18 protein-coding genes and 1 rRNA gene are annotated in these 19,990 nt (G+C 39.9%); all 19 read left to right on the top strand.

The genetic code is table 11. The annotated features are described in order from the left end of the window. The first annotated feature begins 64 nt into the window (after positions 1-64). A complete protein-coding gene (locus AAFN87_RS19165) occupies positions 65-2,434 on the top strand; it encodes a SpoIIE family protein phosphatase (protein WP_347792669.1) in 2,370 nt (789 codons plus the stop codon). A gap of 13 nt (positions 2,435-2,447) precedes the next feature. Further along, entirely contained in the window at positions 2,448-3,833 is a 1,386-nt protein-coding gene (tilS, locus tag AAFN87_RS19160) for a tRNA lysidine(34) synthetase TilS (RefSeq protein ID WP_347792668.1), read from the top strand. 31 nt (positions 3,834-3,864) lie between these two features. Continuing rightward, complete coding sequence (gene hpt, locus AAFN87_RS19155; RefSeq protein WP_347792667.1) at positions 3,865-4,407, top strand: hypoxanthine phosphoribosyltransferase; 543 nt, start codon at positions 3,865-3,867, stop codon at positions 4,405-4,407. 133 nt (positions 4,408-4,540) lie between these two features. Then, complete coding sequence (ftsH, locus tag AAFN87_RS19150) at positions 4,541-6,556, top strand: ATP-dependent zinc metalloprotease FtsH (RefSeq protein ID WP_347792666.1); 2,016 nt, start codon at positions 4,541-4,543, stop codon at positions 6,554-6,556. Positions 6,557-6,675: 119 nt separating this feature from the next. After that, entirely contained in the window at positions 6,676-7,449 is a 774-nt protein-coding gene (locus AAFN87_RS19145; protein WP_347792665.1) for a type III pantothenate kinase, read from the top strand. A gap of 18 nt (positions 7,450-7,467) precedes the next feature. Then, positions 7,468-8,349, top strand: a complete 882-nt coding sequence (hslO, locus tag AAFN87_RS19140) for an Hsp33 family molecular chaperone HslO (protein WP_347792664.1) — start codon at positions 7,468-7,470, stop codon at positions 8,347-8,349. Beyond that, positions 8,333-9,289 (top strand): peptidyl-prolyl cis-trans isomerase, encoded by a 957-nt coding sequence (locus tag AAFN87_RS19135; RefSeq protein ID WP_347792708.1) that lies wholly within the window; start codon positions 8,333-8,335, stop codon positions 9,287-9,289. Before hslO ends, AAFN87_RS19135 begins: the two co-directional genes overlap by 17 nt. A 175-nt stretch (positions 9,290-9,464) precedes the next feature. After that, positions 9,465-10,394: a cysteine synthase A gene (gene cysK, locus AAFN87_RS19130; protein WP_347792663.1), complete on the top strand. Its 930-nt coding sequence runs from the start codon at positions 9,465-9,467 to the stop codon at positions 10,392-10,394. 221 nt (positions 10,395-10,615) lie between these two features. Further along, positions 10,616-12,022: an anthranilate synthase component I family protein gene (locus AAFN87_RS19125; RefSeq protein ID WP_347792662.1), complete on the top strand. Its 1,407-nt coding sequence runs from the start codon at positions 10,616-10,618 to the stop codon at positions 12,020-12,022. After that, positions 12,019-12,603: an aminodeoxychorismate/anthranilate synthase component II gene (gene pabA, locus AAFN87_RS19120; RefSeq protein WP_347792661.1), complete on the top strand. Its 585-nt coding sequence runs from the start codon at positions 12,019-12,021 to the stop codon at positions 12,601-12,603. The genes AAFN87_RS19125 and pabA overlap by 4 nt, the downstream gene beginning before the upstream one ends. Beyond that, on the top strand, positions 12,600-13,451 hold the full coding sequence (gene pabC / locus AAFN87_RS19115; protein WP_347792660.1) for an aminodeoxychorismate lyase: 852 nt from the start codon (positions 12,600-12,602) through the stop codon (positions 13,449-13,451). Before pabA ends, pabC begins: the two co-directional genes overlap by 4 nt. Before the next feature lie 3 nt (positions 13,452-13,454). Next, on the top strand, positions 13,455-14,306 hold the full coding sequence (gene folP, locus AAFN87_RS19110) for a dihydropteroate synthase (protein ID WP_347792659.1): 852 nt from the start codon (positions 13,455-13,457) through the stop codon (positions 14,304-14,306). Next, entirely contained in the window at positions 14,306-14,674 is a 369-nt protein-coding gene (gene folB, locus AAFN87_RS19105; protein ID WP_347792658.1) for a dihydroneopterin aldolase, read from the top strand. The genes folP and folB overlap by 1 nt, the downstream gene beginning before the upstream one ends. Continuing rightward, complete coding sequence (gene folK, locus AAFN87_RS19100; RefSeq protein ID WP_347792657.1) at positions 14,671-15,189, top strand: 2-amino-4-hydroxy-6-hydroxymethyldihydropteridine diphosphokinase; 519 nt, start codon at positions 14,671-14,673, stop codon at positions 15,187-15,189. The genes folB and folK overlap by 4 nt, the downstream gene beginning before the upstream one ends. Continuing rightward, the gene (locus AAFN87_RS19095; protein ID WP_347792656.1) at positions 15,141-15,344 is read left to right on the top strand and encodes a helix-turn-helix domain-containing protein; all 204 of its coding nucleotides are present in this window, start codon (positions 15,141-15,143) and stop codon (positions 15,342-15,344) included. The genes folK and AAFN87_RS19095 overlap by 49 nt, the downstream gene beginning before the upstream one ends. A gap of 21 nt (positions 15,345-15,365) precedes the next feature. Further along, positions 15,366-16,400, top strand: coding sequence for a tRNA dihydrouridine synthase DusB (dusB, locus tag AAFN87_RS19090; protein ID WP_347792655.1), 1,035 nt, complete (start codon positions 15,366-15,368; stop codon positions 16,398-16,400). Between the two features lie 179 nt (positions 16,401-16,579). Then, positions 16,580-18,082 (top strand): lysine--tRNA ligase, encoded by a 1,503-nt coding sequence (gene lysS, locus AAFN87_RS19085; RefSeq protein WP_347792654.1) that lies wholly within the window; start codon positions 16,580-16,582, stop codon positions 18,080-18,082. A gap of 566 nt (positions 18,083-18,648) precedes the next feature. Next, positions 18,649-18,921 carry a hypothetical protein gene (locus AAFN87_RS19080; protein ID WP_347792653.1) on the top strand — a complete coding sequence of 91 codons (273 nt, stop codon included), beginning with the start codon at positions 18,649-18,651 and terminating at the stop codon, positions 18,919-18,921. 975 nt (positions 18,922-19,896) lie between these two features. Further along, positions 19,897-19,990, top strand: a 16S ribosomal RNA gene (locus AAFN87_RS19075); the annotation flags it as partial.

Raw genomic sequence — 19,990 nt, 5'->3', positions numbered from 1 at the left:
TGAACAGACAAATTTTACTGTTGCACTTTTATATAATGACGAAAAAGATAGAGGAGATGACTGCATGACTCGTATTGAAATAATCGAGGCCCCATCTACTTGGCAAACGACGAAAGAGCATATAAAGCGAAAAAAAGTCGTCTACAGTTTACAGGTGGTCTTTTTCTTACTCGCTTATTTTTTTGCACAAGCTGTATTTTTTGAGGCTACATTGCCGTTTTTATTACCTTTTTGGGCAATTGTACGGCTACGCTATGACAATATGCGTTCAGCTGTTATATTAGGAGGTATTTTAGGGGCACTGTCGTTCGGACTTGGACAAGCTGTTATATTATGCTTAGAGCTTATCGTGTTTGAACTATTTTGCCGTTTTCGTTTTTATAAAATGCCCGCTGCAATTGCAGTAGGTGTATCCATTTTATTTGTACAAATTATTTGGCAAACTATTTCCTATGGTAGTGTTCCGCCATTTCTAGTTGGTCTTTATGTTGGATATGAAGTATTACTTGCGGTGCTCATGACATTGTTTATGCAATTGTTTTTTGTTCGCCCCCACCGTTTTTGGCAAGCAGATTGGTCGTATGAGCGTATTGGCGCAGGTTTTATTGTACTTGCAACTTTGCTTGGTGGAATGCAATCCGTCGTAGTTTATTCACTTTCGCTGACAATTTTTATGTTGCATCTCGTTATCTGTGTAGCAGCGCGGGTTGGTGGAGTGCCAATTGCTGCGATGACAGCGACAATTGTCGGAACATTAATCGGTGTAGCAGAATTATCATTTACAGGTATGCTTGCTCTGTATGCCGTTACTGGGGTTGCAGCTGGTAGCTTTGTACGACTTGGCCGAATAGGGATCGCGCTTAGTAGCATTGCCCCAAGCGTGATATTCTTTTTTTATGATGCAACGTTACCACTTGATATTGTTTACTTTTTTTCTATTATAATGGCAGCGGTTGTATTTTTAGTACTGCCTGAAAAGTTATTTTTAACGATGCATGATTTATTTTATCCAAAGCGTGATGAAGTGCTGTTAAAAAGGCAAGAATGGATGACAGAGCATGCGACTGAAAATTTGACGCAATTTCAACAGTTTGTTGATTTTATGAAAGAGCTTGTTTTTGATCGTTTTACGAATGACAATGTCCAAACAAGAAAAATTGAACCCCTTGCAACGTGTATGAGCTGTTTCCGTTATGACCGCTGCTGGAGTAATGCAGAAATAGCTCCAACAATTGAAACGTGGTTAGTTGCAAAAACGGCAACTAAATCATCAGACCTACTTCGTGCAGAAGACCGATTAAAACAAAAATGTGTAAAATCCTCAAAATTATTAGAGGAGCTTGAGCTACAACTTTACCAAGAACAAATGAATGGTCAATTTTATCACGGCAAAAAAATGATTGCTTTACAATTACGCGATTTAAGTCGCCATTTAGAATTGTTAATGACTGAAATAAAGGAGGAGGCGCTTTCCTTCCAATCGGTGGAGGAAGAGTTGATGATGGAGCTAAAACGTGCTTATGTGCCGTGTTTTCAAATTGATATATTGCATAGTAAGCCAGGAGAACGTGAAATCGTTTGCTTACTCACGCCGAAAAACAGCAGCGAATACGATATGCTGCAACTGTGCGATCGCCTAATATTACCGATTTTTTATGAGCTTTGGCAGGAGCCGCTCTTTATTGAGCATTATGAAATGAAGCAAGAGCCGTTTGTCCATATGCAAGTACGTTTCCGTTCGGCTGTGCGCTATGAGCTTGCGTATAATAGCTATAGTCAGGCGAAGGAACTAGCACTTAGTTCTGGAGATTCTCATGCTATTTTCCCGCTGCATGCAGGATTGACGGCTATTATGCTGTCAGACGGTATGGGGCAAAATAAGGAAGCAGAGCGTGAGAGCAGACGCCTCATTCGCATGATGCGCGAATGTCTGCACTACAATATGAATCCAGAAACGGCAATGCATACGATGCACTATGTAATGTCTTTGAAGCGCGAGATGGATATGTATGCGACGATTGATTTTGCACTTGTTGATTTACAAACAGGTACACTTTGGTCTTGGAAGGCGGGTGGGATGTCTACGTATATCGTACGTGGGCAAACAGTCTTGAAAATTGATGGTGTAAGTGCACCAGTTGGCTTCATGCCACAGTTTACAGTGGAAACACAAAAAATTAAACTACGCGCAGATGATGCTATTTTTATGGTGTCGGATGGGCTATTTTCAAGTACAGCTAATTGGGATGAGCAGGAAACATATTTTCTGGATTTAATAAAACAGCGAATTACAGAAAAAATGCCGATAGATGTGTTATTGTATGATGTAATGGAACAATTTAAACGTCGCTATACAATAGAGGATGATTGTACGATGATTGGCTTTATCATGCAACATGTCATTCCAAAGTGGACAACCGTAACAATGAAATAGTGGAGGTGGGAAGGTGGAACCATTTGAAGAACGTGTCTTACGCCAAATAAAAAAGCAACAATTATTAATAGCAGGAGACCGTCTTCTCATCGCTTGTTCTGGTGGCGTTGATTCGATGGCACTTCTGCATTTTTTTGATGCTGCAAAAGATTACTTACAAATTGAGCTTGCAGTGGTACATGTCGACCATATGCTTCGAGGAAATGTTTCCGCACAAGACCGAGCATTCGTAGAAACATTTTGCATGAAAAGGGACATTAAAGTTTATAGTACGGCTATCTCTATTCCAACAATATTAGAGGATGAAGGAGGCAATACCCAAGCAATTTGTCGCAGGGAGCGCTATCGTTTTTTTGACGAAGTAATGAAAGAGGGACACTTTACTAAGCTCGCTACAGCACATCATGCGGACGATCAATTGGAAACCATGTTAATGGGGATTACGAAGGCATCGACGATTAATGGCATACTAGGAATGCGCGCATGTAGAAATTTTTCGCGCGGCATGTTAATTCGACCATTTTTACAGGTTACAAAACTTGAAATAGGGCAATATTTAGAACATAAAGGCGGTTCCTATCGAGAAGATGTAAGTAATACGAAGGATAGTTACACACGTAATCGTTTTCGTCATCATATGATTCCACTTTTAGTCGAAGAAAATAAACATGTTGCACTACACGCATCACAATTATCGATGCAATTACAACAAGATAATGATTATTTAATGGAGCTCGCACAGCAGGCTTTTCACCGTATTGTGAATAAAAAGGGAGAAAATTTATACTCAGTGGAAATATGTGCTTATCAAAAGGAACCACTTGCTTTACAAAGAAGGCTCATTTTAATACTATTAAACTATATTTATAACGATTTAAGCACACTTCATAGTCAGTCATTGATTTCATCTATTTTCACCTTATTTGAGACAAAAAACGGCACTGCAACAATTCATTTGCCCGCCCAGTTCATAGCGAGACGGGAATATGGTGTTGTGACGTTTGGTCCTGCGCAGCAAGCTTTAGTTGAAGCACCTTACACACTTGTTCTAAATAAATGGAATAAGTACGCCAATGTGGATGTATTCGTCGGACCATGTTGCGAACCGCTAGATGGTGATTGCTATTACTTTAATGCAAGCAAGGTAAAGTTTCCTCTCTATGTCCGTACGAGGAAACAGGGAGACCGTATCAAACTTGCAGGTATGGAGCATGACAAACGATTGTCACGATTATTTATTGATGACAAGATTCCTTTAGTAAAGCGTGATATATGGCCGCTACTTGTCAATGAGGAAGATGACATACTGGCCGTACTCGGTGTGCGTGTAAATAACAAATTTTCTAAACAGCGGCGTGCGGATGACGATTATGTACTCATTACGCGTTTAACTGAATAGAGCGTTTGAACAACTCGAGGAGGAATCGGTGATGATTCAAAATGATATTGAAAAAATTATGATTACGGAAGAACAAATTCAAGAGCGCGTTAAAGAGCTAGGTGCGCAGCTAACAGCAGAATATGACAATAAATTTCCACTTGCTGTTGGTGTATTAAAAGGCGCGATGCCATTTATGACTGATTTAATGAAACGCTTTGATTCATACATCGAAGTAGATTTCATGGATGTTTCAAGCTATGGTAACGCAACAGTTTCTTCAGGGGAAGTTAAAATTTTAAAGGATTTAAACACAAGTGTAGAGGGCCGCGATGTTATTATTATTGAAGACATTATTGATAGCGGTTTAACATTAAGCTACCTTGTAGACTTATTCAAATATCGTAAAGCAAAATCGATTAAAATCGTGACGCTTTTAGATAAACCATCTGGTCGTAAAGTAGAATTAAATGCGGATGTTGTAGGCTTCGAAGTACCAGACGGATTTGTAGTTGGTTATGGTTTAGATTACTCAGAAAAATATCGTAACTTACCTTACATCGGGATTTTAAAACGCGAAGTGTACTCTTTTTAACTAAATATGTGTGACGATTTAGACATAAATCTTCGCGAATACATTTTACTCAGTGCTTTTCGTTGTATGAAAAAATAAACGTATGTTAAGATTTTACTTATAGTTTTTCTGTTATGTTGTGAGGAGGCTGGGGATGAATCGAATATTTCGATACACCATATTTTATTTATTAATTTTTCTAGTAATTATCGGGATTTTTGGCACATTTAACGGCGGCAAACAAGCTGTTAAAGAAGTCAGCTATTATGAGTTTTTTGAAGCATTAGATGCTGGAAAGGTTGATTGGATAACTATTCAACCTGATAAAGGCGTCAATGTCGTAGAAGGTGCGTTCAAAGGGGCAGAGGAAGGTCAAAGATTTACAGTCAACCTTTTAAATAACCCATCATCACTGGATCGAGTGTTAGACATTAAAGATAACTATCCAGAGGTAACCATTAAAAAAGCACCAGAAACAAGCGGATGGGTAAGCTTCTTTACAGGGATTATCCCATTCATCATTATTATCATTTTATTCTTCTTCCTACTGAGTCAATCTCAAGGTGGCGGTAATAAAGTGATGAACTTTGGTAAATCCAAAGCAAAACTGTACGATCAAGAAAAGAAAAAAGTACGCTTCAATGATGTAGCTGGTGCTGATGAAGAAAAAGCCGAGCTAGTTGAAGTAGTCGATTTCTTAAAGGATCACCGCAAGTTTACTGAAATCGGGGCTCGTATCCCGAAAGGTATTTTACTTGTTGGTCCTCCGGGTACAGGTAAAACATTGCTTGCTCGTGCTGTTGCAGGTGAAGCTGGCGTTCCATTCTTCTCGATTTCAGGTTCTGACTTCGTAGAAATGTTCGTTGGTGTCGGGGCATCACGTGTTCGAGATTTATTCGAAAACGCGAAGAAAAACGCACCATGTATTATCTTTATTGATGAGATTGATGCGGTAGGTCGTCAACGTGGCGCAGGTCTAGGTGGCGGTCACGATGAGCGTGAACAAACATTAAACCAATTACTAGTTGAAATGGATGGTTTCGGTGCAAATGAAGGGATTATTATTATCGCTGCAACAAACCGCCCAGATATTCTAGATAAAGCGTTATTACGTCCTGGTCGTTTTGACCGTCAAATTACAGTGGGACACCCTGATGTAAAAGGACGTGAAGCAATTCTTAAAGTACATGCACGCAATAAGCCTCTATCAGATTCAGTCGATTTAGGAGCGGTAGCGCAACGTACACCAGGTTTCTCAGGGGCTGACCTTGAAAACTTATTAAACGAAGCGGCACTTGTTGCTGCTCGTAAAAGTAAAAAAACAATTAACATGGCAGATATTGACGAAGCATCTGACCGCGTTATTGCGGGTCCAGCAAAAGCGAGCCGCGTGTATTCAGCAAAAGAGAAGAAACTTGTTGCCTTCCATGAAGCGGGTCACGTAGTTGTCGGTTTAGAGCTAGACGAAGCAGATACAGTACACAAAGTAACAATCGTTCCTCGTGGTCAAGCGGGGGGTTATGCGATTATGTTACCGAAGGAAGAGCGTTTCTTCACGACAAGACAAGAATTATTAGATCGTATTGCCGGTCTTCTTGGTGGTCGTGTAGCAGAAGAAATTGTACTTGGTGAAGTGTCAACAGGTGCACATAATGACTTCCAAAAAGTAACAAGCATTGCACGTGCGATGGTAACAGAATATGGTATGAGTGAAAATCTTGGTGCCGTACAATATGGTTCAAGCCAAGGTGGAAATGTATTCCTAGGTCGTGATTTCAATTCTGATCAAAACTATTCAGATTCAATCGCCTATGAAATCGACAAAGAAATGCAAAGTATTGTTGATTCACAATATGCACGAACAAAACGTATTCTTACTGAAAAACGCGAATTATTAAATTTAATTGCGAACACTTTAATGGAAAAAGAAACATTAAATGCGCAAGAAATTGAACATTTACGTGATTTCGGGAAATTACCGGACGAGCCGATTGAAGAGGTAGAGGCTGAAGAGGAGACTATCAAAATACAGCCGATTATCGAAACTACAGGTTCGGCATCGATTAACGAAGAAGTGATCGGTCAAAAGCCAGCACCAACGACTGGAGATTTACCAAAAGAAGATACATCTTCAGAAGGTCCAACAGGATTAGATGAAGATCGTAAATAATTTAAACTGATTGTCTGTTCGCAGGCAATCAGTTTTTTTATTAGTAGAGGCATCACTTCATATGGTATTATTTTGTACAGGTAAAATGGTGAAATTTGAGTGAATAGGTGTGAGTACAAATGATTTTAGTAATGGATGCAGGAAATTCGAATATTATACTCGGTGTGTATGATAACGATAACCTTGTATATAATTGGCGTATGGAAACAGATCGCCATAAAACCGAAGATGAGTATGCAATGCAAGTAAAGGCATTTTTTAACCACGAGGGCATTTCATTTGAACAAATCGAAGGGGCTATTATATCCTCAGTTGTACCGCCTATAATGTTTGAACTGCAAACAATGTTTGAAAAATATTTTCGCATCAAACCACTCGTAGTTGGTCCAGGTGTAAAAACAGGTCTCAATATTAAATACGAAAATCCAAGAGAAGTCGGTGCGGACCGGATCGTGAATGCGACATCAGCGCTTGCAGAGTATGGCGGTGGAGGACAGCCGCTTATTATTGTCGACTTCGGTACAGCAATTACGTACTGTTATTTAAATGAAACAGGTGACTATATGGGCGGGGCGATTGCGCCGGGTATCGCGATTTCAACCGAAGCGCTTTATACACGTGCTTCGAAATTACCTCGTATTGAAATTGCGCGACCTCAGCAAATTGTTGGGAAAAATACCGTCAATGCTATGCAAGCCGGCATTTTTTACGGCTTTATCGGACAAGTAGAAGGTATAGTCGGTCGCATGAAGAAGCAAAGTAAACTAGAGCCGCTCGTTATAGCAACAGGTGGTTTGGCAAGCTTAATTGCAAACGAAACACAAATGATTGATGTAGTGGATCCGTATTTAACATTAAAAGGGTTACACATCATATATAAACGTAATCAATAGAAAAGAGGATATAGCAATATGACAGATTATTTAGTAAGAGCGATTGGATATAACGGGCAAGTACGAGCATTTGCTGCACGTACGACAGAGACAGTAGGAGAAGCACAGCGCCGCCATAATACATGGCCGGTCGTATCAGCAGCGTTAGGTCGTTCAATGACGGCTTCTGTTATGATGGGTGCAATGTTAAAAGGAGAAGACAAAATAACGGTAAAAATCGAAGGCAACGGTCCAATTGGTCCAATGATTATTGATGCAGATGCAAAAGGTGATGTGCGCGGTTACGTAACGAATGGACAAGTACATTTCGATTTAAACGAGCAAGGTAAATTAGATGTACGCCGTGCTGTCGGAACAGAAGGAACATTAACGATTGTTAAGGACTTAGGAATGCGTGATATGTTCTCGGGTCAAACACCAATCGTGTCTGGCGAAATTGCCGAAGACTTCACATACTATTTTGCATCGAGTGAACAGGTGCCTTCATCTGTAGGACTAGGTGTACTTGTAAATCCTGATAATACTATTTTAGCTGCGGGTGGTTTTATTCTGCAATTAATGCCGGGCTGTGAGGAAGAGACAATTGATGCTATTGAAGCACATCTTGCAACAATCGAGCCTGTATCGAAGATGATTGAAAAAGGTTACACACCAGAGCATATATTAGAAGTGGTTTTAGGTGCAGGGAATGTTCAAATTTTAGATTCAATGCCAGTTCAATTTAAATGTCAATGTTCAAAAGAGCGTTTTGGTGCGGCGATTATTGGCTTAGGTGTAGATGAAATTCAAGAAATGATAGATGAAGATGGTGCAGCAGAAGCACAATGCCATTTCTGTTTAGAAGCATATCAATTTAGCAAAGAAGAGCTTGAAGGATTCATTGATGAAATCAACGCGTAATTTTCGCACAACATCAACACCACCAACCAATACGCCCATTACACAGCGCCGTTTAAAAACAAAGCCGGTACTCATATTGATCGCTATATTGTTAGTAGGGAATTTATTTTGGTTTATTCTGTGGCTCTTACCGTCAAAGAATCATGCAAGTGGCGACGAAATAGTCGCTACTGTTGACGGTGAAGTCATAACACGCCAGCAGTGGCTTTCTGCAATGGAAACCCGTTATGGGAAAGAGACATTGCAAGGTTTAGTAAATGAAGCCGTGATGGACAAGGCGGCTGCACAATATAAAATTAAAGTAGCTGAAGAAGAGGTTGATTTAGAGCTAGCCTTCATGCGATCGTCTCAAGATGGGACAGATACAACGATTCAAAATTTATCTGATAAGGAACTGCGTCAAAAAATCCGTGCGCAGCTTATTTTAGAAAAAGTACTGGCGAAAGATATTGTTATCAAAGAAGAGGCGATCGAAAGCTTCTATAATGAAAACCAATCGCTTTTCAATATCCCGACTTCCTACCGTACGAGCTTAATTGTTACAGAATCTAAGGAAGATGCAGAAAGTGCACTGAAGGAGTTAGAAAACGGTTCGGAGTTTTCAGTACTAGCACGTGAACGCTCGCTACACACTTCATCGGCTAGTTTAGGTGGAGATATTGGTTTTATTACATCACAGCAAACTAATATGGATCCGGCAATTTCAGCAGCAGTACAAAAAGTAAAAGTAAAAGAAACGAGTAAACCGTTTGTATTAAGTGACGGTCGTTATGGAATTGTTTACGTAGAAGAAGTATTGGAAGGTCAGTCGTTTACATATGAAGAGGTAAAAGGCCATATTGAGCGAGAGCTTGCGGTAGAGCAATTACCATCTGCAGTTGCCCCAGAGAATTTTTGGGAAGAGTTTCATGCAACGTGGTTTTATGGCGAATCAAAATAAGCTGGTCGGCAGAGCAATTACGATTGTTTTGCCGATTTTTTTGATAATAAAAATATTCTGAAAATTTATTTTGGAGTATAAGAGATTTTTCGTTGACAACGAGTATCGGCAATTGGTAACATAAGACATAAGTAAAACCTATAAACTTAGTAGGGATTTAGGGGGAATGGATACGATGAGTAAATTAGCTAATTCAGTGGCGGATTTAGTAGGCCGCACACCTATAGTAAAATTAAACAATGCAACTGGCGAAAACGAAGGTACAGTTTATGTGAAATTAGAATACTTTAACCCGGGTAGTTCAGTAAAAGACCGTCTAGCGTTAGCGATGATTGAAGCAGCTGAAAAAGATGGTACATTACAACCTGGCGGCACAATTATTGAGCCGACGAGCGGAAACACAGGCATTGGTCTTGCAATGATTGCGGCTGCAAAACGCTATAAGGCGATTTTAGTTATGCCTGAAACGATGAGCTTAGAGCGCCGTAATTTACTTCGTGCTTATGGAGCGGACTTAGTGTTAACACCTGGCCCAGAAGGAATGAAAGGTGCTATCGCAAAAGCAGAGGAGTTATCAAAAGAGCACGGCTACTTCTTGCCACAGCAATTCGAAAATGCTGCAAACGCAGAAATCCACCGCTTAACGACAGGTCCAGAAATCGTTGAAGCGTTTGACGGTTTAAAGCTTGATGCATTTGTCGCGGGTATTGGCACAGGTGGTACAATTACGGGTGCGGGAGAAGTATTAAAAGAGACATATCCGGAAATCGAAATTATTGCGGTTGAGCCTAAAGACTCACCTGTTCTTTCAGGAGGCAACCCAGGTCCACACAAAATCCAAGGTATCGGTGCTGGTTTCGTGCCGAAAGTATTAAATACGGACATTTACACTTCAATATTCCCAGTTGAAAACGAAACAGCATTCGATGTGGCTCGTAAAGTGGCGCGTGAAGAAGGTATTTTATGTGGTATTTCTTCTGGTGCAGCCATCCATGCAGCAATAGAAACAGCAAAACGTTTAGGTGCAGGCTCAAACGTCCTTGCGATCGTACCATCCAACGGTGAGCGTTACTTATCAACGCCTCTTTACCAATTTGAAGACTAATGTTATTTTTTTAGAGGCTATCCAGAAAGAAAAATTTCCTGGATAGCCTTTCTTTTTGGTAATGAGTATTTACTAAAAATCATTGCTCCTGCAGTGGTCACATAATATGTCACCATCCTCATCACGAAGGAGGCGTCCCAAATAGCTTTCCGGACGCCTCCTTTATTATTCGCATTATTCGGTTGTTTCGAGTTTAATAGTAGAAAAAGGAGTGTTGTAATATGGCGCAGCTTGAAACGGTTACATTTTCAATGACAAAAGATGAATTTTTTTATAGCTATAAAGAACAAACGAAAGAGCAAACACGCCATGTGTTTTTAGAAAGTGGGCGCGGTGGACGTTATTCAATTGCGGCATGGCATCCATTTGCGACAGTTTTTTCACAAGATGCAGGGTTACATATTGAAAAGCAAGGCGGCTTTGAATGGCAAGAGGGAGAGCCGCTTATGTTACTAGAAAATTATTTACGTAACTTTGAGATTGAGCGGGATCATAGCTTGCCAGATTTCCAAGGCGGTGCGATAGGTTTTGTTTCGTATGACTATGCACGACAAATTGAACAGCTACCAACGCTTGCTGTAGATGATTTACAAGTGCCAGATATATATTTTTATATATTTGATTACTGGGCAGTGCTTGATATGGAAAATAATACTGTGACATTAATGAAGCGTGTGGAAAGTGATATTAATTTACTTGATTGGGCTGAGCAGTGGAAGGAAGCGTCAGAGCGCGGATTAGCATCCCGTCTATTTCAGGCAGAAGCCGCGGTAGAAGTGAAAAATGATGAGAGTGAACTATTTGTATCGTTTTTAGGGGAAGAATTTGAGCAAGCAGTACGGAAAATTCAGAACTATATCGCGCAAGGTGATGTATTTCAAGTGAATTTATCGACGCGCCAAGCAAAGTCGTTACAGGCATCACCTATTACTATGTATGAAGCGGTGCGTTCTTTTAATCCATCACCATACATGGCGTTTATTGCCTCGCCTGATTTTGCGGTCGTTAGCGGCTCACCTGAGTTACTTGTAAAACGGAGCGGGACAGCATTATCGACGCGTCCTATTGCAGGGACACGTCCACGCGGTCAATCGGAAGCCGAAGATATTAGACTAGCAAATGAATTGATTGACAATGAAAAGGAACGAGCAGAACATGTTATGCTTGTCGACTTGGAGCGCAATGATTTAGGGAAAGTAAGTAAGTATGGCACGGTTGAAGTGGATGAATTTATGGTCATTGAACGCTATTCCCATGTGATGCATATTGTTTCCAATGTACGCGGTGAACTTGCGCTGGACAAAACAAATGCTGATGTTGTTCGGGCGATGTTCCCAGGCGGTACGATTACCGGTGCGCCTAAAATACGTACGATGGAAATTATTGAAGAATTAGAACCGGTTCGACGTGGGTTATATACAGGATCTATAGGCTGGCTTGGTTTTAACGGAGATATGGAACTCAATATCGTTATTCGCACAGCGTATATTAAGGATGGTATGGCCTATATTCAAGCGGGCGCAGGGATTGTTATTGATTCTGTTCCGGAAAATGAATATATTGAGTCGCTTAATAAAGCGAAAGCGATGTGGCAAGCAAAAGGCATGGCTGAGGGGGTAACACAATGATTTTAATGATTGATAACTATGATTCGTTTACGTATAATTTGGTGCAATATTTAGGGGAACTAGGACAAGAGCTAATAGTTAGACGCAATGATGAAATTACGCTACAAGAAATTGAAGGGCTTGCACCTAAAATGATTGTCATTTCACCGGGGCCTTGTAGTCCGAATGAAGCGGGAGAAAGCTTAAATATTATTGCGCATTTTGCAGGGGAAATACCGATTTTAGGTGTGTGTTTGGGACACCAGGCAATTGCGCAAGTATTTGGCGGTAATGTCATTCGTGCAGAGCGTCTAATGCATGGTAAAACGTCACCTGTTTTTCATAGTGGAATTGGTTTGCACAGAAAAAATGCGAGTCCTTTTTCTGCGACACGCTACCATTCGCTTATTGTAGAAAAGCATTCATTACCAGATTGCTTAGAAGTGACATCTTGGACAGCTGAAGGCGAGATTATGGGGATTCGTCATAAAGAATTACCAATAGAAGGTGTGCAATATCATCCGGAATCGATAATGACAGAGGATGGTAAAGAGCTACTTAAGCAGTTTATTGAGCTGTATTGTAAGGAGGCTGAATTATGATTTGCTGGATGAACGGAAGTTACATGGATGCGAGTGAGCTAACTATATCACCGTTTGATCACGGCTTTTTATATGGCTTAGGTTTTTTTGAAACTTTGAGAACGTATGAACAGGAGCCTGTATTTTTACAAGAACATTTCAATCGTTTAAGTGAGGCTTTAGCGGAGTATCGGATTCAGATGCCCTATACATTAAGTGACTTGCGTGAAGTAATAAAGGAGTTAGATGTGCGTAATGGCGGCGAGGACGGCTATTTTCGCATTAATGTTTCTGCAGGTGTGCATGATTTAGGGCTAGCACCGACACACTATCCGAAGCCGAACGTCATTGTTTTTAGAAAACCATTAGTTATTAGTGCGCGTGGGACTGAAAAAAGTGGGGTGTGGCTACAAACGTCTAGAAACACTCCAGAAACAGATATTCGGCATAAAAGTCACCATTACGGCAATAATGTGCGAGCGCGCATGGAGCTGCCGAATTTAGCGCATTATGAAGGCTTCTTTTGCACGGACAATGGTATTGTAACAGAAGGCATTACGTCAAATATTTTTTGGGCGAGAAATGATATACTCTATACACCTTCGATTGACACAGGCATTTTGCCGGGAATTACACGAGGATGGGTGCTAAAGATGGCAGAGGAACTTGGTTATAACGTGCGCGAAGGCTTTTTTAATCGCTTTGAATTAGAAGATGCGCACGAGTGCTTTATTACGAATTCTGTACAAGAACTAGTGCCGATTTCTCAAATTGGTAATGTTTGTTTTGCTGGCGAGGAAGGCCCGGTTTATCAACGCATTCATCGTGCGTATGTAGATGAAATTATGCAAATTGTTAGAAGGAGTTAAATTATGCTAGAACACTACACAACCCCACTTGTTTTAAACGGGATTGAACTAGACTATTCCAAAGAAACTTATATTATGGGCATTTTAAATGTCACGCCAGATTCATTTTCAGACGGTGGAAAATTTAATTCGGTTGATGCGGCTGTAGCGCAGGCAAAAAAGATGGTAGCAGACGGAGCGAAAATTATTGATGTTGGCGGAGAGTCAACGCGTCCTGGGCATGTACGTATTTCAAACGAAGAAGAAATTGCGCGTGTTGTACCCGTTATTCGAGCGCTTGTAAAAGAAGTGCGAGCAATTATTTCGATTGATACGTATAAAGAAAAAGTTGCGCGAGCGGCTATAGAGGCAGGCGCGCATATGATTAACGATATTTGGGGTGCGAAAAGCGAACCCGCTATTGCGAAAGTAGCAGCTGAAATGGGCGTACCGATTATTTTAATGCACAACCGTACAGACGAAGCATACGATAATTTTTGGTCAGATTTTAAGGCAGATATGCAAACAAGTATTGCTATTGCAAAAGCAGCAGGTGTACCGAACGAACATATTATTTTGGACCCTGGTATAGGCTTTGTGAAAGACTTACAACAAAGTATTGAAACGATGCAACGTTTAGATGAGCTTGTCGCATTCGGTTATCCGGTATTATTAGCTACTTCTCGTAAGCGTATGATTGGGGCAATTTTAAATTTACCGGTAGATGAGCGTGTTGAAGGAACAGCTGCTACATGTGCATTTGGTGTGCAAAAGGGTTGTCATATAATGCGTGTCCATGACGTGAAAGAAGTAGCGCGTACGGTGAAAGTGCTGGATGCATTAGTCGGTAAATCGACTGTGGAGGGAGAATTATAATGGATTACATACATTTACGTGATATGCAGTTTTTCGGTTACCACGGTGTTCTTAAAGAAGAAACAGTGTTAGGTCAACGCTTTCGTGCTTCGGTGTCGCTAGCGGTGGATATTCAGCGTGCTGGACAAACAGATGAGTTGGATAATACAGTGAGCTATGTCGGCGTATATGATATTTGTAAAGAAATAATTGAAGGGACGCCGTTTAAATTAATTGAAGCGGTAGCAGAATCAATTGCCACACGCATTTTACAGCAGTATGAAGGGGCTGTATTTGGCTGTCGTGTAGAAGTTATTAAGCCAGACCCACCAATTCCGGGGCACTATAAGGAAGTAGCAGTAGAAATTGTGCGAGGTACATTTTCATGAACGATGTCTTTTTATCGATCGGTACAAATATAGGTGAGCGCGAAAATAATTTAAAGCAGGCTGTCCGATTATTGCAACATCAGTTTGAGGTCATAAATGTTTCTTCTATATATGAGACGGCGCCTGTTGGCTATTTAGATCAGCCATCTTTTTTAAATATCGCTGTGCATGTGAAAACGTCGAAGTCTCCTTTTGATACGTTATTTACTTGCCAAGCAATTGAAAATGAATTAGGTCGTGTGCGAGATATTCGCTGGGGTCCTCGAATTATTGACCTTGACATTTTACTTTATAATCATGAAAATATTGAAGCGGAGAATTTAATTGTTCCGCATCCACGTATGTACGAACGCGCTTTCGTATTAGTGCCGCTTGTTGAAATTGCACCTAACTTTGCATGTGAGCAGTTGGCTCAAGCACGCCAAAAGCTTGACACATTAGATAGAGAGAAAGAAGGCATAACACAATGGAAGACGATCGCTACGGTAGACGAATTCGTGCGTTCCGAAAGCTAAAACGTATACAGCAAGTGGAATTCGCAAAACGTATTAATGTCTCAACTACAATTTTAGGGCGAATTGAACGAGGAGAGAAAGAGCCTTCACAAGATTTGCTACAAAAAATTGCTGATGAGCTAAAGATAGAGTTAACAGAATTAATAGGTGAATAACCTAACAAGGAGGATACAGCGATGGGTAATGTACAGCAAAAGCCATTCCAAATTGCAGACATTGTCATGGGCAACCGTGTTGTACTGGCACCTATGGCAGGTATATGTAATTCGGCTTTCCGTCTAACGGTAAAGGAATTCGGTGCCGGTTTAGTATATGCAGAAATGATCAGTGATAAAGGGATTGTACAACGCAACGAAAAAACATTAGGTATGCTCTATATCGATGAACGTGAAAATCCGTTATCATTACAAATTTTCGGTGGGGACAAAGAAACATTAGTGGAAGCAGCAAAGTATGTAGACGAAAATACAAACGCTGATATTATCGACATTAATATGGGCTGCCCTGTAAACAAAATTATTAAGTGTGAAGCAGGAGCTAGATTACTATTAGATCCGAATAAAGTATACGAAATGGTAGCGGCGGTAGTGGACGCTGTGAAAAAGCCGGTATCAGTAAAAATGCGTATCGGTTGGGATGATCAGCATGTTTTCGCTGTAGAAAATGCCCAAGCAGTAGAACGCGCCGGTGCAGCAGCGGTTGCTGTACATGGTCGTACTCGTGTACAAATGTACGAAGGTAAAGCAAACTGGGATATTATTCGCGATGTGAAGCAAAATGTTAATATTCCTGTACTGGGTAATGGTGACGTAGAAACACCACAGGACGCAAAACGCATGCTTGAAACAACAGGTGTAGATGCTGTTATGATCGGACGCGCGGCATTAGGTAACCCATGGATGATTTATCGCACAGTACAATATCTTGAAACTGGTGAATTAAAAGAAGAACCATCTGTGCGTGAGAAAATTGATGTATGTATACTTCACTTTGAGCGCTTAATGCAATTAAAAGGTGAAGTAGTTGCAGTTCGCGAAATGCGAAAACATGCTTCTTGGTATTTAAAAGGTATTCGTGGTAATGGTAAAATTCGTAACGCCATTAACCAAGCAGAAACAAAGGAAGAATTGTTAATGCTATTAAACGGCATTGTATCAGAACTTGAAGAGCTCGAAGCGATGGTGCAAGAAACGAAGATTGAAGTAATATAATTGGAAAGGGCATCACAATTTGTGTTGCCTTTTTTTGTACCTACCTCAATTGTTAGAATAATAAAACATTTCGAAAACAATACGAATTCATCTTAAAGAGATGATTCCCTGTTCGAAATTGTGTACAATAATAACATTATGGACAAGTGAGCTGCAATCGCAGACCAATTAAATAAGGAGTGAAAAACGTGTCAAACATCGAAGAATTAAACGACCAACTTTTGGTGAGACGCCAAAAGATGACAGATATTCGCGAAAACGGAATGGACCCATTCGGTAGCCGTTTCGAACGCACGCATTTATCAAACGAAGTAGTAGCACAGTTTGATGAGTTCGACAAAGAACAATTAGAAGAAACGCCTCAATCAGTAACGATTGCTGGACGTATTATGACAAAGCGCGGTAAAGGAAAAGCGGGCTTTGCGCATATTCAAGACCTAGGTGGCCAAATTCAAATTTATGTACGTAAAGATGCTGTTGGTGACGAAGCGTATGAACTATTTAACAAAGCGGACCTAGGGGATATCGTCGGTGTTACAGGTAACGTATTCCGTACACAAGTAGGTGAGCTATCTGTTAAAGCGACGGAATTCACATTCTTATCGAAAGCATTACGTCCAATGCCGGAGAAATTCCACGGTTTACAAGATGTAGAACAACGTTACCGCCAACGTTATTTAGATTTAATGACGAATGAAGAAAGTAAAGTAACGTTTATTACTCGTTCTAAAATTATTCGTGCAATCCGCAACTATTTAGATAACCACGGTTATTTAGAAGTAGAAACACCAATGCTACACACAATCGCGGGTGGTGCAGCAGCACGTCCTTTTATTACACATCACAATGCGTTAGACATGGAATTGTATATGCGTATTGCAATTGAGTTACACTTAAAACGTTTAATCGTTGGTGGTTTAGAAAAAGTATACGAAATCGGTCGCGTATTCCGTAATGAAGGGATTTCAACACGACACAATCCTGAGTTTACAATGATCGAATTATATGAAGCGTATGCAGATTACAATGACATCATGGATTTAACGGAAAATTTAATTGCACACGTTGCGAAAGAAGTTTTAGGTACTACAACGGTTCAATATGGTGAGGATACTATTGAGCTTGGTGTAGGCTGGAAACGAATCCACATGGTTGATGCAGTTAAAGAAGCAACAGGTGTAGATTTCTGGGCGCCAATGACGGTAGAAGAAGCACGTGCACTTGCTGCTGAGCATGGTGTAGAAATTAAACCATCTCATGAAGTAGGGCATATTATTAATGAATTCTTCGAGCAAAAAGTAGAAGAAACATTAGTTCAGCCAACTTTCGTAACAGGGCACCCAGTGGAAATCTCTCCGTTAGCGAAGAAAAATCCAGAGGACGAGCGCTTCACTGACCGTTTCGAATTATTTATTGTTCGTCGTGAGCATGCTAATGCTTTCACGGAGTTAAACGATCCAATCGATCAACGCGAGCGCTTTGAAGCACAAATGGCTGAAAAAGCAGCTGGTAATGACGAAGCCCATGAAATGGATAACGACTTCATTGAAGCATTAGAATACGGTATGCCTCCAACAGGTGGTTTAGGTATCGGTATCGACCGTTTAATTATGCTATTAACAAACTCACCATCTATTCGTGACGTATTATTATTCCCTACTATGCGTCATATTACTAAATAACTTATAGTCTTGTGCGGCGAAATAAATTGCTGCTGGAGAGAATAAGTTGTGCGGAAAACACAATAAACATTTGCTTCGTGCGTGGAGCAATACGTAAGAGAGCAGGAGTCGAGGTGCAGGATGTGCACTTTGACTCCTGTTTTTGTATGGGAAAAGTGTCAGGTATTATTTTGATACAGAAAGAACCTGAAAAGCGCGGAGATAAACATTTTCGGTGTTTACCTAGAGGGGGAGTGTATTAAGGCGAATATATGTTAAGCAATACAGGGCTAGCTTGTAAGTTGTAATTACAAACATCGAAGCACAAAATAGTTTGCTTTTTAAGAATAAACTTTATAAACCATTAAGTATTATATATTTCAGTTATTCGAGCTAAGATTCTCTTCATATTTAGCCATGAAATTTTAGCATTTCGGATTGGGGGTTTAATGCACGGGAAAATTAATTTTGAAAAGAATTAAGTTAATTGTTTAAACGATGAATGAATTTAGGTTATACTTTTAGAGTTCTATGTTTGCAGATAAAATAGAAATAGACATTAACAGAAGTTTTATTGGGGGCTTATAATGAATTACAAAATCATTAACAAACAAGTATTTGAGCAGGCACAGTTACGTTCAGTTTCAGATGTTGAATTCACTGAAGAAGAACTTAAAGATGGTATGAAATTAGCGGTTTCTAAGAAAGATGCGACCCTTACTTTATATTTAGTCGATATAGACGGTCAGAAGAAATTCGATGTCCGTTGGGATGATTCTTCTGAAATATTCAGCGGCTGGTATTCTGCATGGGATAATTTCTCTTGGTGCCTAAGTATAGTTGATACTCAAAATGATTAATTAATATGCGGGCTTTTTATATTTTAGTTTGAGAAAACATACTTTCAATGTTGAGTTCCGTCAACGATAAAGAAAACCCATTAGTGAATCTATTTTCTTTTTTTCATACCGTTATATAACGGCATAAAAAAGCGGTACTATATAATAGAAAATAGAATTGCTTCATTATAAGGGACAATCATGAATAAGCAGGAGTCAAGGTGCAGAAGAAGCGCTCTGACTCCTGTTTTGCATTTTAGGCGTACTGAGCAGAAATTGGTCAGAGCTTGTAAAATGAGCCGTGGCGCCAGATGAAACAGGAATTTATAATGAGTAGAATTAAATTCGGTTTTTTATGTTGGGGTGGAAACGTCAAATAAACCTGTTTTCCGCACAACTTTATTATCATTGTTAACAGTAGACGGGGAATTCAACGAGTGAGGAAAAGGTACGACTCTTTTGTTGTTAGAGAATAGGTTGTATGTTGTTCTCAGCCTTTTCGCAAATTATATGATTATATTAGGCATGGATAAGGACCTTTAATGTAGAGAAAGTGTAATTGTACTAGATTATCAACGTTTGAAATAGATTTTCTCATTGGTTGCTGCGCTACGAATAAAAAAACAATAATAATTTATGAAAAACTCTTGCGTTATATAATAATTCGTGTTAAATTAATAAACGTCGCTGAAACACAACGACGCAAATGAAAAACTTTTAAAAAAGTTGTTGACTTGAACTTGTCCAAGTGGTAAGATAATAAAGTTGCTAAAACGAGCAACTGAATGAAACTTAAAAACTTTAAAAAAGTTGTTGACACAAACTTCGGTAAGTGTTAAAATATAAAAGCTGTCGCTAACGAGTTAGTTGACGCGATGAACTTTGAAAACTGAACAAGCAAAACGTTAATCAATAAAGTTTCATTTAATTATGAAACAAAAATTTTGGACATCAAAATTGATGCCAGCAAAAATTTGAGCTAATCAAATTTTCTCTTTTATGGAGAGTTTGATCCTGGCTCAGGACGAACGCTGGCGGCGTGCCTAATACATGCAAGTCGAGCGGACGTTTTGTTGGTGCTTGCACCGAC

The organism is Solibacillus sp. CAU 1738 (genome assembly GCF_039888725.1).
Lineage (GTDB): Bacteria > Bacillota > Bacilli > Bacillales_A > Planococcaceae > Metasolibacillus.
Note: the sequence above shows the minus strand (reverse complement) of the source record. Positions and strands in the feature narration are given on the sequence as shown.

What these genes read in the sequence shown, in the direction of transcription:
- AAFN87_RS19165 (WP_347792669.1), top strand. Translation starts at nt 65, where the DNA reads ATGACTCGTATTGAAATAATCGAGGCCCCATCTACTTGGCAAACGACG.
- AAFN87_RS19080 (WP_347792653.1), top strand. Translation starts at nt 18,649, where the DNA reads ATGAATTACAAAATCATTAACAAACAAGTATTTGAGCAGGCACAGTTA.
- ftsH (WP_347792666.1), top strand. Translation starts at nt 4,541, where the DNA reads ATGAATCGAATATTTCGATACACCATATTTTATTTATTAATTTTTCTA.
- dusB (WP_347792655.1), top strand. Translation starts at nt 15,366, where the DNA reads ATGGGTAATGTACAGCAAAAGCCATTCCAAATTGCAGACATTGTCATG.
- folP (WP_347792659.1), top strand. Translation starts at nt 13,455, where the DNA reads ATGCTAGAACACTACACAACCCCACTTGTTTTAAACGGGATTGAACTA.
- AAFN87_RS19135 (WP_347792708.1), top strand. Translation starts at nt 8,333, where the DNA reads ATGAAATCAACGCGTAATTTTCGCACAACATCAACACCACCAACCAAT.
- AAFN87_RS19095 (WP_347792656.1), top strand. Translation starts at nt 15,141, where the DNA reads ATGGAAGACGATCGCTACGGTAGACGAATTCGTGCGTTCCGAAAGCTA.
- folB (WP_347792658.1), top strand. Translation starts at nt 14,306, where the DNA reads ATGGATTACATACATTTACGTGATATGCAGTTTTTCGGTTACCACGGT.
- AAFN87_RS19125 (WP_347792662.1), top strand. Translation starts at nt 10,616, where the DNA reads ATGGCGCAGCTTGAAACGGTTACATTTTCAATGACAAAAGATGAATTT.
- folK (WP_347792657.1), top strand. Translation starts at nt 14,671, where the DNA reads ATGAACGATGTCTTTTTATCGATCGGTACAAATATAGGTGAGCGCGAA.
- pabA (WP_347792661.1), top strand. Translation starts at nt 12,019, where the DNA reads ATGATTTTAATGATTGATAACTATGATTCGTTTACGTATAATTTGGTG.
- cysK (WP_347792663.1), top strand. Translation starts at nt 9,465, where the DNA reads ATGAGTAAATTAGCTAATTCAGTGGCGGATTTAGTAGGCCGCACACCT.
- pabC (WP_347792660.1), top strand. Translation starts at nt 12,600, where the DNA reads ATGATTTGCTGGATGAACGGAAGTTACATGGATGCGAGTGAGCTAACT.
- hslO (WP_347792664.1), top strand. Translation starts at nt 7,468, where the DNA reads ATGACAGATTATTTAGTAAGAGCGATTGGATATAACGGGCAAGTACGA.
- AAFN87_RS19145 (WP_347792665.1), top strand. Translation starts at nt 6,676, where the DNA reads ATGATTTTAGTAATGGATGCAGGAAATTCGAATATTATACTCGGTGTG.
- hpt (WP_347792667.1), top strand. Translation starts at nt 3,865, where the DNA reads ATGATTCAAAATGATATTGAAAAAATTATGATTACGGAAGAACAAATT.